The 14,357-nt window shown below is 32.9% G+C and carries 16 protein-coding genes; 11 read left to right on the top strand and 5 right to left on the bottom strand.

Going from position 1 to position 14,357, the window contains the following annotated elements; translation table 11 throughout:
- Positions 1-5: 5 nt before the first annotated feature.
- Genes ACLBXA_RS20245 through ACLBXA_RS20235 form a run of 3 tightly spaced genes read right to left on the bottom strand, consistent with a single transcriptional unit; the run spans position 6 to position 2,501 of the window.
- Positions 6-719, bottom strand: a complete 714-nt coding sequence (locus tag ACLBXA_RS20245; RefSeq protein WP_000038499.1) for a class I SAM-dependent methyltransferase — start codon at positions 717-719, stop codon at positions 6-8.
- The gene (locus ACLBXA_RS20240; protein WP_000354633.1) at positions 712-1,599 is read right to left on the bottom strand and encodes a GNAT family N-acetyltransferase; all 888 of its coding nucleotides are present in this window, start codon (positions 1,597-1,599) and stop codon (positions 712-714) included. Before ACLBXA_RS20240 ends, ACLBXA_RS20245 begins: the two co-directional genes overlap by 8 nt.
- A 23-nt stretch (positions 1,600-1,622) precedes the next feature.
- A complete protein-coding gene (locus ACLBXA_RS20235; RefSeq protein WP_447617427.1) occupies positions 1,623-2,501 on the bottom strand; it encodes a nitrate reductase in 879 nt (292 codons plus the stop codon).
- A 399-nt stretch (positions 2,502-2,900) separates the two neighbouring features.
- On the opposite strand from ACLBXA_RS20235, the gene ACLBXA_RS20230 reads away from it, so the two are divergent.
- Positions 2,901-4,109 carry a macrolide family glycosyltransferase gene (locus ACLBXA_RS20230; protein ID WP_000024469.1) on the top strand — a complete coding sequence of 403 codons (1,209 nt, stop codon included), beginning with the start codon at positions 2,901-2,903 and terminating at the stop codon, positions 4,107-4,109.
- Positions 4,110-4,289: 180 nt separating this feature from the next.
- Positions 4,290-5,135 carry a YitT family protein gene (locus tag ACLBXA_RS20225; RefSeq protein ID WP_447617426.1) on the top strand — a complete coding sequence of 282 codons (846 nt, stop codon included), beginning with the start codon at positions 4,290-4,292 and terminating at the stop codon, positions 5,133-5,135.
- A gap of 89 nt (positions 5,136-5,224) precedes the next feature.
- On the opposite strand, the gene pdxR is transcribed toward ACLBXA_RS20225, so the two are convergent.
- Positions 5,225-6,640, bottom strand: coding sequence for a MocR-like pyridoxine biosynthesis transcription factor PdxR (gene pdxR, locus ACLBXA_RS20220; protein WP_017763059.1), 1,416 nt, complete (start codon positions 6,638-6,640; stop codon positions 5,225-5,227).
- Positions 6,641-6,769: 129 nt separating this feature from the next.
- Here pdxR and ACLBXA_RS20215 point away from each other — a divergent pair, with 129 nt between their 5' ends.
- A complete protein-coding gene (locus ACLBXA_RS20215; RefSeq protein WP_001101124.1) occupies positions 6,770-7,192 on the top strand; it encodes a GNAT family N-acetyltransferase in 423 nt (140 codons plus the stop codon).
- A 181-nt stretch (positions 7,193-7,373) separates the two neighbouring features.
- On the top strand, positions 7,374-8,501 hold the full coding sequence (locus ACLBXA_RS20210) for a metallophosphoesterase (protein WP_000721390.1): 1,128 nt from the start codon (positions 7,374-7,376) through the stop codon (positions 8,499-8,501).
- Positions 8,502-8,558: 57 nt separating this feature from the next.
- Here ACLBXA_RS20210 and ACLBXA_RS20205 read toward each other — a convergent pair whose 3' ends face one another.
- Positions 8,559-9,185, bottom strand: a complete 627-nt coding sequence (locus ACLBXA_RS20205) for a DUF1648 domain-containing protein (protein WP_017763060.1) — start codon at positions 9,183-9,185, stop codon at positions 8,559-8,561.
- Between the two features lie 136 nt (positions 9,186-9,321).
- Between ACLBXA_RS20205 and ACLBXA_RS20200 the strand changes: the two genes are divergently transcribed.
- From ACLBXA_RS20200 to esaA, 7 genes are all read left to right on the top strand, one after another.
- Positions 9,322-9,888, top strand: a complete 567-nt coding sequence (locus ACLBXA_RS20200) for a GNAT family N-acetyltransferase (RefSeq protein ID WP_017763061.1) — start codon at positions 9,322-9,324, stop codon at positions 9,886-9,888.
- 6 nt (positions 9,889-9,894) lie between these two features.
- Positions 9,895-10,455 (top strand): 2'-5' RNA ligase family protein, encoded by a 561-nt coding sequence (locus ACLBXA_RS20195; RefSeq protein WP_000270898.1) that lies wholly within the window; start codon positions 9,895-9,897, stop codon positions 10,453-10,455.
- The gene (locus ACLBXA_RS20190) at positions 10,452-10,937 is read left to right on the top strand and encodes a GNAT family N-acetyltransferase (RefSeq protein WP_000221053.1); all 486 of its coding nucleotides are present in this window, start codon (positions 10,452-10,454) and stop codon (positions 10,935-10,937) included. Before ACLBXA_RS20195 ends, ACLBXA_RS20190 begins: the two co-directional genes overlap by 4 nt.
- Before the next feature lie 12 nt (positions 10,938-10,949).
- On the top strand, positions 10,950-11,315 hold the full coding sequence (locus ACLBXA_RS20185) for a hypothetical protein (RefSeq protein WP_000846433.1): 366 nt from the start codon (positions 10,950-10,952) through the stop codon (positions 11,313-11,315).
- A gap of 3 nt (positions 11,316-11,318) precedes the next feature.
- The gene (locus ACLBXA_RS20180; RefSeq protein ID WP_000584237.1) at positions 11,319-11,747 is read left to right on the top strand and encodes a GNAT family N-acetyltransferase; all 429 of its coding nucleotides are present in this window, start codon (positions 11,319-11,321) and stop codon (positions 11,745-11,747) included.
- A 310-nt stretch (positions 11,748-12,057) separates the two neighbouring features.
- The gene (locus tag ACLBXA_RS20175) at positions 12,058-12,354 is read left to right on the top strand and encodes a WXG100 family type VII secretion target (protein ID WP_000918601.1); all 297 of its coding nucleotides are present in this window, start codon (positions 12,058-12,060) and stop codon (positions 12,352-12,354) included.
- A gap of 126 nt (positions 12,355-12,480) precedes the next feature.
- Positions 12,481-14,357: type VII secretion protein EsaA (esaA, locus tag ACLBXA_RS20170; RefSeq protein ID WP_447617425.1), on the top strand; the 1,877-nt coding region annotated here is incomplete at its 3' end.

Here is a 14,357-nt window from a genome sequence, read left to right as displayed (position 1 = left end):
TTTTTTTATTTTTGGCAAGTGAAAAATGCTCTATTTGTACCGTGGAATTGAATGTTCTTAAAACCTACGGATTCCAATGAAGAAATTATTTCTTCATTGGAATAACAAGCTTCTTCAAAAGAAAAGTCACTTCTTGTCCAATTATTATCTATGTCATGGTGAAATAGTATAAAGTTCATTTCTGCTTTTTTATTTTCATTATTATATGTAGAATCAATCGTACAAACATATTCTTTCTCTGAAATATGAAATGAAGCAATCCAGTTTTTAAGAAATCCTTTTTCCATATTCATATCAAATGCGAATATACCCTCGTTATGTAATACGGAGTAAACTTTCTGAAACACACTTTTTAGTTCATCTAAATTCATAATATGGTTTAAACTATCACCGGCAGAGATGACGTAGTGGAATTGCTCATTTATATTGAAATAGCGAGCGTCATCGACGATAAAGGTTGCATCTGGCGCATTTTTACGTGCATACTCAATCATTTGAGTAGAACCATCTATACCAGTTACTACAAAATTATGATCAAGTAGTTTCCTAGTAAGATGACCAGTCCCGCAACAAAGATCTAAAATATGAGAACGTGGTTGTGCATATTGTAAAACGAGTTGTTCAAAAGCTGGATAGGAGTGTTCAGAAAAATGCCCCCAATGTTTATTATAAATAGATGCGAAAATATCATAATTAGAATAAATAAGTTTTTTAGACATAAATATTCTCCTTGCTATTCATTAAATTATAATAATCATGCTTCATCATAATTTCAAAACCGCATTGTGTATAAAGCTTCAAAGCATTGTTATTCTTTGTTTCAACTTGTAATTCAATTGTTGTAGCACCATTTGTGAAGAGCTTATGTGTCATATAGTTTAAAATAGCTTTACCGTAGCCTTTACCTTGATAGGAAGGGTGGACAGCGAATCCTGATAATATAGTAGAATGATCTTGCTCAGTAACTGTAATCGTTCCTATCATTTTTTTATCGACAAGAGCACTGTAAACTTTATGAGAAGGTGAAGTCATCATTTTTTGTAACCATGTAGCCGTATTTTCTACTGAATCACCAAAAGCTTTACTAGAAATTTCAATAAGATCAAGAAGTGATTCTGAAGTTGCAAGAGTAAGCTGTATATTATTATCTGTTGTTTTTTGAAGTTCGTTTGTCTTGAACTCCATACTATATTCACTATATAAATATGGTAACTTCATATGTTTTACAAATTCATTCCCAGAAATAGAATCCCCATTGATAATAAGAAGAGCTTCATCTGTCTCTCTATTTTGTATTTCTTTCATTGCAGTTTGTAAAAGGATAGTTCCGAAACGTTGTTTTCTAAAATGAGGATGTACAAAGCCTATTAGTTCAAGCTTTGTTGGTCTTTCAAAATCATACATATTTAAAGCGCCAATTAATTGAGTGCCGTTATAAAGAAGAAAATCGTTTATATAATCTTCATTTCGATTTTTTAAAAAGTTGATATGTAAATCTGAAGAGTAATCAAGGTTGTCTTGTTGCCCGCAAATATAAGCCAAATCCTTCATTTGCTGTATTTCACTTTCTGTTACAGAACGCTTTTTCCGAATATCCATTGTATAATCCCTCTCATTCGTATTTAAAAATAGGATGGGTGACTTAACCATTTCTTTAATTCCACATTATCTTGCACAGATAACAGTCGGTATAAATAACGATAAGGCTGTCTATATTCTTCTAAGTGAGGAATAGACATAATTGTTTCGTAACCACTTTGAAAGGCATGTGCTTCTTTTTCGGTAAGTACATATTCTAGTCCGATAAAATCAAGCTCTCGCGGAGCAACAGCGTAAGCTTCAGTATCTACTAAACCCGTAATAGTTGTACCGTCAGATAAAAATTGAGTAGGATCCATATCAATTAAGACGAGTGTAGATTCCTTTGGTACGGACAGGGAAGAAAGTTGTGATTCAAAGGTAGGGAATGCATTTTGTATGCTTTCATCATCAGAATAAAACATATTCACAAGCTCTTTACTTACGTTTAAAATATGTGATTGGAATTCATCTAGTGGAACTTGGAACGTGCCTGACGGATTTCCTATGAAATCGGCTTTAAATTTATGTATTTCTGCAAGTCCTTTTCCTAGGCTGAATAAAATAGAATCTGGTTGCTCGATAAAAGATTGAACTGTGTTACCTACTAACTTTTCAACCACCACAAATTCACGGCCATTTAAAACATGTTTTTCTAATATTGTTGGGATAGGAAGATTCGTATGTTCTTGCAACAATGTATGTACCGTTTCTAAATGATGGACGTTCCTTGGATCAATTCCAAATAAATTTTTACATCCCCACCAAAAATCATTATTTGGTTCTTCATTCATTTTAGAAGCACGAACGATAACTTCTGTATCTTCTGTTTGAACGAGAAAAACATCACTTGCATGATCTTCATAACCTGGGTGCAAGGCTTGAACGGATAGAATAGGTGAATTGAATAGTTGTTGTAACATGAAAAGACCTCTTTTTCTGTAAATTCTATAAATTTATTATATAACAGGTGATGTGTTATGGGGATAAAGATAAAAAATTGAAATCATAGTTACATTTATAGTGAGAACTTATTAAAAATATTATATTTCTCCATTTTTGTGTGAATTGTCAAAAAAAACAGAGTGATAGTATTTGAATGTAAAGCTCGTATCTTTAAAGCTATGAAGAGTAAAAGTAGAATTAAGCATTCGTTTATAAGATTGTGAATCAGAATAATGTAGACTATTGAAAATATTTCTCAATAATAAAATGAAGAGAAAAGCATGAAGAAGTAGAATGCATTCATTTATAATAGATTTAAATTAATTAATATAATTAATTGTTAATTTTATTATATTAAATGGATAGGAGAGAATATTATGGCAAATGTACTCGTAATAAATTTCCCTGGGGAAGGTCATATTAATCCGACTTTAGCTATTGTAAGTGAGTTAATTCAGCGAGGGGAAACAGTTGTTTCTTATTGTATTGAAGATTATAGAAAGAAGGTTGAAGCAACAGGTGCGGAATTCCGAGTGTTTGAGAATTTTCTCTCTCAAATTAATATTATGGAACGAGTAAATGAAGGTGGGAGCCCTTTGACGATGCTATCTCATATGATTGAAGCATCAGAGCGTATTGTTACTCAAATTGTAGAGGAAACAAAAGAGGAAAAATACGATTATTTAATATATGATAATCATTTTCCAGTAGGACGTATTATAGCGAATATTTTACAATTACCAAGCGTTTCATCTTGTACAACGTTTGCTGTTAATCAGTACATTAATTTTCATGATGGGCAAGAATCGAGACAAGTAGATGAAATGAATCCATTATATCAATCTTGTTTAGCGGGAATGGAAAGATGGAATAAGCAGTATGGAATGAAATGTAATAGTATGTATGATATTATGAACCATCCTGGTGATATTACGATTGTATATACTTCAAAAGAATATCAGCCGCGTTCAGATGTATTTGATGAATCGTATAAATTTGTAGGTCCATCAATTGCTACTCGAAAAGAAGTGGGGAGTTTTCCTACTGAAGATTTAAAAAATGAAAAAGTAATTTTCATTTCTATGGGAACAGTTTTTAATGAGCAACCTGCTCTGTATGAAAAGTGTTTTGAAGCGTTTAAAGATGTAGATGCGACAGTCGTATTAGTCGTTGGTAAGAAGATAAATATAAGTCAATTTGAAAATATCCCGAAAAACTTTAAGTTGTATAATTATGTCCCGCAATTAGAAGTTTTACAGCATGCTGATGTATTCGTGACACATGGTGGTATGAATAGTTCGAGTGAAGCGTTATATTACGGTGTTCCATTAGTTGTAATTCCGGTAACAGGAGATCAGCCATTCGTTGCAAAACGATTGACTGAAGTAGGGGCAGGCATAAGACTTAATCGTAACGAGTTAACTTCTGAATTGTTATGTGAGACTGTAAAGAAAGTAATGGATGATGTGACGTTTAAGGAAAATAGTCGTAAAGTGGGAGAGTCGCTTAGAAATGCTGGTGGATATCAAAGGGCAGTTGAGGAAATACTTGAATTAAAAATGAAGCCGTACGTAAAGATTAAATAGATGTTAAAAACACACTTACTTTTAATTGGTAAGTGTGTTTCTAGTATTACGCGCTAAATGTGTTACATAAAAATAGCGATAAAGGTGAAACTTTTGTGTATATAAACTGATATCTTTGTCTTAGCAGAAAAATTACGTTAAAATAATACTAAGAAAATATATAAGCTTTGGGGGTAATGAATGAAGAAAGTATTTGAATACGTAGTATTAACAATTGGCTCAATTATAGTAGCAGGTTCATTAGAGCTTATTTTAGCACCTAATGGATTAGTAGATGGCGGGGTAACGGCTATTGCTATTATGGCAAATAAAGTTGCAGGATTGCCGCTTTATGGCGTTTTCTTAGGAATTAATATCCCAATTTTATTATTTACTGCAAAAGTAATGGGAAAGAAATTTTTTATCCGTACATCTTATGCGAATGTAGTTACAACACTCGGATTAATTTATTTAAAACCATTTCCAGCAATTACGACTTCTGAGTTATTAATTGTACTTTATGGTGGAGTGCTGTTCGGAATTGGTGTTGGGATTGTTGTTAAAATGGGTGGAGCAATTGACGGTTCGGAAATGTTAGCAGTTTGGATGAATAAACACTTTAATGTACCAATTAGTACATTTTTACTTGCAGTAAATGCAGTTATTTTCATCTTTGTTGCAATTTTATTTTCAATCGAACAAGCGATGTTCTCATTAGCAATTTTCTATATTGTTACGAAGATGATTGATTTTATATTAGATGGTATTAATCAAGGTAAGAGCGTTATGATTATTTCTGGTAAGAATAAAGAAATAGGCGATTTACTTATGAAAGAATTGCAACTATCTGTTACGTATCTACATGGAGAAGGTGGTTTTTTAGGGGAGCATAAGAGAATCATTTATTGCATTACAAACCGATTCATTTATCCGAAAATGAAAGATCTCGTTCTCTCTGTAGATCCAACCGCTATAATTGAAGCTTCCTATTCAACAGAAACGACTGGTGTGAAACGTCCGGGAAGGAAAGCTAGGTCAGGTGAGTAACTAGAAGAAGGCTGTCCAAAAAGTTATTTTGGAACAACCTTCTTTTTTATTTTGTTGAATTGTTAGTATGTTACAAGTTAAACCCACTGTTAACAAGTTTCCTTGCAACTAGGGAACCAAGCGTCTTTCAATAATGTAGCCAACGTCTCAATTTTATTTTCCGGAATACTACCAAAACCGAGTAATACATATGATTCCTTGCGTAAATCATTCATGAAATCATATGGAGAAAGTGGGTATAATTTAACGCTTTGTTTTTTAGCGGATTCAATCAGTTCATTTTCATTCATACTGTTATGTACACATAAAACAATATGAAGTCCGGACTGTTCGCCAAGAATTTGAACATTAGCCCCCATTTCTTTCATAATGGATTTTACTAACGCATGATGTTTTCTTTTATATAGTGTACGACTCCGATTAAGGTGACGTTCCCAATTCCCGCTTTGTATAAAGTTAGCAAAAGCAAGTTGTTGTATTGTAGCCACTGTTTGTTTAAAAATTCCATACAGTTCTTGATATATTTTTAAAAGATGTGGTGGTAAAACAACATATCCCATTCGTAAAGAAGGTAAAAAAGATTTTGAGAAAGTCCCCATATAAATAACGCGTTCATTTGAATCAAGACTTTGTAAAGAAGGAATCGGCTTACCAGCGTAGCGAAACTCTCCGTCATAGTCATCTTCAATAATGTATCCATTGCAATCATTAGCCCACTTTAACAATTCTAACCTTCTAGGTAAAGGCATAATAATCCCAAGTGGAAATTGGTGTGATGGTGTAACGTATGCGACATTGGCATTTGTATTGTATAAGCTAGAAATATTAATCCCTTTTTCATCCAATGGTATGGGATGGATTTGTCTATCACAGCTTTTAATGATTGCGTGTATACGGTGAAATCCAGGGTTTTCAATGCCGTATTCTTTTGTAGGGCCAAGCAGTTGAAGTAGTAACCAGAGAAGTGGCTGCGTTCCGGCACCGATCACAATTTGATTAGGTGAAGAATGTACACCGCGAGAATGATATAAATATGTTGATATATGCTCTCGAAGAGCGAATTCACCTTGAGGGTCTTCTTTGGCAAATAGTGCATTTTCGTATGTAAGTATGGATTCTTGTAATGCCCGTTTCCAATTTGTAATCGGAAATTTATTTTGATCAATAAGCCCTTGGCTACAATCGTATTCGAATTTTTCGTCTATCAAATTGCTCGTCTTCTTTGCTGCATTTCGTTTTTTATTTGGGATAACGTCAATATCGAAATTTGCTACAAAAATACCACGTTTCGGTTTACTTTCTACATAACCTTCAGCTAATAATTGTTGATAAGCTGATTCAACAGTAATGCGGCTAATATTAAGTTGTGATGCTAAATTTCTGTGTGAGGGTAGACGTGTGCCAACAGAAATAGTCCCTTGTATAATTTCAGCTTTTATATATTCGTAAATTTGCAAGTAAATAGGTGTGTTACTTTGTAATTGCAATGGGATAGTAAAATCCATATAAAACTCTCCTTTAAAACTGACCTTATAAAAAATACTTAAACTGCCACTTAAGTAAAGGGCAGTCACTTTTTATAATAATGATATAACATTTAGAAAATTAAATAAATAGTTAAGGGAGAGTTAAAAATGAATGTTAAAGAAGTAGTAACAGAAGAGCAATTACATGAAGTATTACCTGTTTTACAGCAATTACGAACACAACTTTCAAAAGAGGAAACAGGCACTTTATTTCGAAATATGAAAGAAGAAAATTATAAACTATTCTCGCTGCGTAATGAAGATGATGAAGTTGTTAGCCTTGCAGGTGTAGCGATTTGTACGAACTTTTATAATAAGAAGCACGTTTTCGTATATGACCTTGTAACGGCAGACGCACATCGTTCAAAAGGACATGGAAATGTATTACTTTCGTATATAGAGAACTGGGGAAAGGAAAACGGATGTGAGTCTATCACCCTCACGTCAGCATTTTCAAGAATTGATGCTCATCGTTTTTATGAAAGAGAAGGGTATGATAAGGTGAGTTATTCTTTTCATAAAGAATTATAAATAATAAGAAGAAGCTGTCTCGAAAAGTTGGGAACAGCTTCTTCTTATTATTATTTCTCAAGTTATTATTGAACCGTAAATAGGTTGTAAGTTATGGTATATGTATTTGAAAAGGTTATATAGTGTTATTGGATCGAATTGTTTTAAGTAATAATAAAGAGAATGATTGGAGCGCTTATACTTGAAAAAAATAAAGAAACTATCAATCCCTAATGATGCTAGAGTTATTGTCATATCGGATATTCATGGAGAATTAAATCTTTTAAAAGAAGCACTACATAAAGTTAACTTTAAAGATGAAGATTATTTAATTATTAATGGAGATCTTTGCGAGAAAGGACGAGATAGCGTAGGTGTAGTAAACTACGTTATGAATCTTGTAAAGAACAATTCAAAGGTTCACGTTGTTGAAGGGAATTGTGAAGTTTTAGTTGATGCTCTTCTAAATGAAAATCCTCGTCTTATTAATTATTTATGTACGAGGAAGCATTCAATTTTTAATGAATGGCTAGAGCAATTGGATTTTTCAGTTCATGAAGGTACTTCAATTCGTGAAGTGAAAGAAGCATTGCTAAGTGAATTTTCACAAGAACTATATTGGCTAACGGAGTTGCCAACAGCGATTGAAACAGAAGATTATATTTTTGTGCATGCAGGGCTAGAAGATAGAGTAGATTGGAAAGAAACAGAGCGCAAAAATGCGATAGCAATGCCGGAGTTTTTTTATAAATCACATAAAGCAAATAAGTATGTAATAGTTGGTCATTGGCCAGTCGTGAACTATTCTGAAGAAGCACCGTCTAACAATCCAGTTGTTGATGAGGAGAAAAAAATTATTGCAATTGATGGAGGAAATGCAATTAAAGAAGCAGGACAATTAAATGCATTTATTATTCAGAGGAAACAAACGGGCGATACATTTTCTTATACATATGTAGACTATTTCCCACAGTATGAAGTAATAGCGGATTTTAATGCGAATTCAGAAATGCAGGGCGGAGTGACATATCCGTATTATTACATAGAGCCTATCGAGAAGATGCAAGATTACACCGTATGTAAGCAAAAGGAAACGAATAATTTGCTCACTGTAAAAAATGAATATATGAAACAACTTGAGTCAGGTGAATATACAGTGAAAACCGATATTTCTTGTGCGCAAATAAGCGTTAGGAAGGGAGATATCGTTTCTCTCATTGATGATAGCTGTTCAGGATATGATTTAATTAAAAAAGATGGCGTAGAGGGTTGGATAGAGAAAGGGATTTTGCTTGAGGTGAATAAAAAGGGAAATAATATATTGAGCTGAAATAGGAGGGGATAACCTCCTATTTTTTATTACCTATTTTACAATCACATATTTCAATTAACCTTTTAAATTAGTGGACTGCTTGCTGTCTTTAATAAGTAAATAAATCGTAGTCGGCAGAATGATAAGCGTCATTCCTAAAAGAATTGCTAGTATAGCATAACCTCTATAGGGAGCAGAAACGATAAAAGGAAGTATCGCTAAAAAAATCCCTGCTATCATCATTGAAATACTACTAATATTTGAAGCTCTTTTTTCAAGGTGCTTATCATTCCATTCTAATGAAACGGTTGATTTAGTCGTATCAATTTTGGAACTGAAATAACCTATTAATATAAATAAAAGCCCTAATGCTAAAAATATGAAATGATCAAGAGGGAGTGAAAAGCCAAGAGCAATGAGGGCGATGACAATATCGACAAAAAATAAGAATAGTAATATTGTGTTGCCGATCCAATGGAGAAATTTCTGGTTACTCGCTGCTTTAGATAAAGCTAAAAATATAAAGAATAAGAAGGAACATATAATTATATTTACGATTACAAAAGTGCTTTTATCCATTGTTGATGTAGGCGTTCCATTGAAGTCCCATTTCGTAACAATATTTGATGGTAAGAAGAAATATAGAATAATATTTGTGGTAACAATAGTGAGAAATAAAGCAATACTAAATCGATTATTCACTGAATCACCAGCTTTCTAAATCAATAATTGGTATCTAATAACAAAATTATACAATATAATATATGATATTAGTTTTGATTTTTCTGAAAAAACATTATAATTATATATGAAATAAAGAGGAATGCAGGAGGGAATTATGCAAAACGTTGTATTAAAGGGGAAGAAAGTTACAATTCGTACAATAGAAGAATCGGATATAAAAACATTATGGAATATCATATTTAAAGAAGAAAGCCCAGAATGGAAGAAATGGGATGCGCCATATTTCCCGTTCTCAATGCAAGAATACTCTTCCTATAAAGAGAAGATGCAAAATCGTTTGAAAGAAGAACCACTGTCAAATTTAATTATAGAAAATAACGGTCAAATCATTGGGACAGTCGGGTTTTATTGGGAATATAAAACGACGCGTTGGTTAGAGATGGGAGTTGTGATTTATGAGCCAACATACTGGAATGGTGGATATGGTACAGAAGCATTAAAATTATATAGAGATTTGCTATTTGAAAAAATGGAGATTGGTAGAGTAGGAATCACGACTTGGTCTGGCAATGAACGAATGATGAAAGTAGCAGAGAAAATAGGAATGAGCTTAGAAGGTAGAATGCGAAAGTGTCGTTATTATAACGGAACATACTATGATTCTATTCGAATGGGCATGATTCGTGAAGAATGGGAAGCGCTATGTGTAACGAAGGGGTGAGAAAGATTGTACGCTATCATTGCTACATTTGATCGTGTGTTTACTAATAAAATTACAGAATTACAAAATAAATTAACAAATGTAATTGGAACAAATCAATTAGCTGGAGTAGAACCTCATATAACGATTGCGGATTATAATGAGTTGGATGTTAATTTGTATATTGAAAAATTAAAGGAATTTGTAGCTATTCAAGAAAACATGTCTGCAGTCACTTTTCCTTCTGTTGGAACTTTTCCTACTAACGGTACGGTTTTTCTAGCGCCGACTGTTACCGATGATTTATTGAGACTTCATCATTTTTATCATGATCATTTCAAAACTTTTCATGATAATTCAAATTCATATTATGTACCAGGAAAATGGGTTCCGCATTGTACGATTGCGAATCATTTGAATTCAACTCATTTTTTAAGTGTGATGGAGTATATATATGAGAATTTTGATGTTACAACAGCTTCGATTGAAAAGTTAAAATTAATTAAGGTCAATTATGAAAATGGTTCTGCCGTTTCTTCTAGTATATTAGCAGAATATAATTTAAAGAGAATGGAGACATCGAGATGACATATATAATTAGAGAAATGAAGCAAGAAGATATTCAGGCTGTACAATCAGTAGCGAAAATAGCTTGGCATGATACATATGAAGGCATTATTCCGAGAGAGATTCAAGATAGTTTTTTAGACGAGGCATATTCTGATGAAAAAATGAAATATCGCCTTAAAAATACACATTTATTCGTTGCGGAAGAAGAGGGAGAAGTAATAGGATTTGCGAACTTTTCACCTGTTAGACTACAAAACGAAGCGGAATTAGGGGCAATTTATTTGTTACCAGATCAGCAAGGAAAAGGGATCGGAAGTGCTTTATTACAAAGAGGGATTAAGGCATTAAATGGGATACGGAAATTGTACATACATGTAGAAGCTGCAAATGAAAAAGGAAAACGCTTTTATGAAGCGAAAGGTTTTGCTGAATTAGAGCAATTTGAAGAAGACTTTGAAGGACATATGATGCAGACAGTAAGGATGGTTTTATACGTATAAGGAGGACTAGTAATGAAAACTTTTGATTTTAGTGAAAAAGTAGGAAAGCACTTATCAGTATTTCAATCTAATTTCATCATGTCGAAAATAGTAAACCATCAAGGAAATGTACATATCGGTGCTATGCATTTACAAGCCAATGGAATAATCGGATGTCATGAAGCAGTTGTATCTCAACTGCTTCTTATTGTGGACGGAGTAGGATATGTGTGTGGGGCAAATAAGGAAAAGGTAAAGATAGAGGCGGGACAAGCTGTGTTTTGGGAGAAGGGAGAGCTTCATGAAACAAGTACAGAACAAGGATTAACGGCAATTGTTATGGAAGCGGAGAATCTTGAACAAGGGATAGTAATGCCTATTATTCAAGGGGAGTTGTGAAAAATGATAATTAAGGCGAATCAAGAAGATACCAATGAAATATTAAAATATGCGGCTCAATCGCTTTTTGAAGGGACGAGAGGGAATTGTCAATTAAGTACCGAGAAAGCGATTGAAATTACAAAGCCGATTGTAGAAAAAGGAGCATACTATTTAATCATTAAAGAAGAAAATAAAGTAATGGGATGGATATTAATAGGGGAAAATACAGACTATTTTTCTCGTGAAAAACTTGGATTTATATATGAATTGTACGTTTTCCCAGAATATCGCGGGAGAGGATTATCGCGAGAACTGATGGAAGCTGGTATTAAGGAATTAAAGGAGAAGTATTCAGAAATTAGGTTGAATGTATTTGCTGGGAATTTTGCAAAAGAGATGTACGAAGAGTTTGGGTTTGTTGAAAGGCAGGTAATTATGACTTTGAAGTGAGTATTATAGTCGGAATGGGAGAAGAGAAAATAATGATTTAGTGGCTACTTTATCGCTGGAATTTAAAGCCAATAAGTCTTTATAAATATATAAAATAGATGGTTTGCCTTTATTTTATAGTAGATTGATAGTGTATGCTTAAAAAATAAATAAATTACTAGTATACAATATATCGTTATTATAGTAAAAGATAAATTTTGGAAAAATATCATTTTTTTGTTTAGAAATTTTTAAATTATTGATATAATCAATTTGTAGAATTGATTATTGGTTAATTTTACTATTTTTAAATTTTAAGGGGGATTTAATAATGGCAGGACAAATTCGTATGTCACCAGAGGAACTTAAATCGAAAGCTACTCGATATGGACAGGGTGCAAATCAAATTGAGGACATTTTACGTCAACTACAAAACTTACAAAATGAATTAAGAGGAGAATGGGAAGGTCGTGCTTTCGAAGGTTTTGACCAACAGTTCAATCAATTAAAGCCAAAAGTACAAAACTTCGCACAGTTATTACAAGAAATTAATATGCAGCTTAATAAAACTGCAGAAGCTGTTGCTAGACATGACGAAGATCTTTCTCGTAATTTCGGTCTACAATAAGACAGATAAAAAGAAATATATAATTTAGCCATGCAACCATACGTTGTATGGCTAAATTACTTTAAAACTAGAGTAAGATACGAAGTCTTTCATTAGATAGACTCGCAGTCGCAGGAGTGATAAGTTGTGAAAAAGTTCAAATGGAGCATCTTGTTGTTTATTATTTTAGCTCTTGTACTATCAACAGGGGTCTCCTATTTAGCATTAAATCAAAATGTTAAGAAAGCTAATGAGAATACTACACCAAAAATGACAGTTGCGTTGGTAAATGAAGATCAGGGCACTGTTTTTGAGGGCAATAAAATAGCGTTTGGAGATCAATTTGTTAAAAATGTAAATAAAAATACGAAACAAGAATGGTACGTAGTTAGTCGCGGGGTAGCAGAAAATGGATTGAAAAATAATAATTACAATATGATGATTGTTATTCCAAATGATTTTTCTAGGAAAGCAGTTGCGATTGATTCAGAGATTCCGGAGAAATTAACGTTAAACTACAAAGTAAATGCAACTGGGAATAAGGATTTGAAAGCTGAGGCAGAAAATACAGCTTCTGTTATTTTAGAAGATTTCAATAAGCAAATAATCGACGTTTATTTTGCGAGTATTATCGGTAAGCTACAAGGTGCACAAGATAATATAGGTAAAATAATTGAAAAAGGAAACGTTCAAACAACTATGTATAAAAAAGATATACATAGTCCGTTAGCAAATTACACAAATCAATTTAAAACAGTACAAGATTATACAGGTGTTTCTGTTAATAGTTTCAAAGGATTTCAGGATGTTTTAAAAGGTTTCGGTCAAGCGTTAGATGAAGGGAATAAATCTAACAGTACGTACTTAGATGGTTTTAATAACTTTCAAAAAATGCAAACTGATAACAATTTGTTAGCGAATAATTTCACAAATCAATTCAATCAATATATGAATGATATGAATACAGGCGATGCTTTAAAGCAATTAAGTGCATTGGAATCAGCTAATAAAAGTATTTCAAATCAATTTACGTTTTCAGAGAAAGAACCAAATATTTTAACTGATGCTTCAGCAGTTCAAAAATATTTAGCAGATGTAAAAAAACAAGTATCTGAATATGATACAGAACTTGCAGGAAAGTTAGAAAGTGATATTCAAGAGACGGTAATTAAGAAGTTAAAGCAATCTATGTCGAATGATGGAAAGCAAGAAATTTTCATAAATACATTAATGAAACAACCAGATGCTCGAATAAAGAAACAAATCGAGAATTTAATTGCGAAATTACCTAGTTTAAACATGGAAGAAATCGGTCAAAGTGATTTACCAGATGCGACGAAATTACAACTGCAAAATGTAATTCAATTTACAAAAAAATATAATAAAGAAAATAATTTTTATTATGATCCTGTAAATAAAATATCTTTAGGAAACGCAATTAAAGAAGTAAAGGATAGACTTTATACAGAGGGAATTACATTTAGTGATACTGCGAAAGTAATTAAAATGGAATCTCCGCAAATTTTGAAGATAAGTATTCCAGAAGAATTTAAACTAGATGGAAGTACAGGATTCTTACATATTGATGATGTGGATCGTACAAGTGACTTTCTTCAAAGCGAAGCAGGAGAAATTACAATAGCTCCTCGTAATGAAGGGGATATAAAGATTAGCTTGGATGTGAAGTTAAAAGATCCAAACATCAATATAGATGTTTTCTCTCCTGTAACATGGCAGTGGGAATTGAGTGGGACTCATACAAAAGAAACTAGTCCTGAAAAAGAAAAACCTAACAAAGAAGATAAAGGAACACAAACGGAAAATAGCAAGGTGGAAAATGTGGTTCATAAGTCACAGTATGGCATAATGCCGTTAGTACACAATGCTAAAACGCCTATTATTAAAAAAATGGAAAACACAACAGGGAAAGATAACGGAACCGGAGGAAACCCAGGAGGCGGAACGGGAACAGATAACGGAACTGGAGGAAACCCAGGAGGCGGAACGGGAACAGATAACGGAAC

The sequence above is a fragment of the Bacillus sp. D48C genome (assembly GCF_053345735.1).
This window is presented reverse-complemented; position numbering and strand designations above follow the sequence as displayed.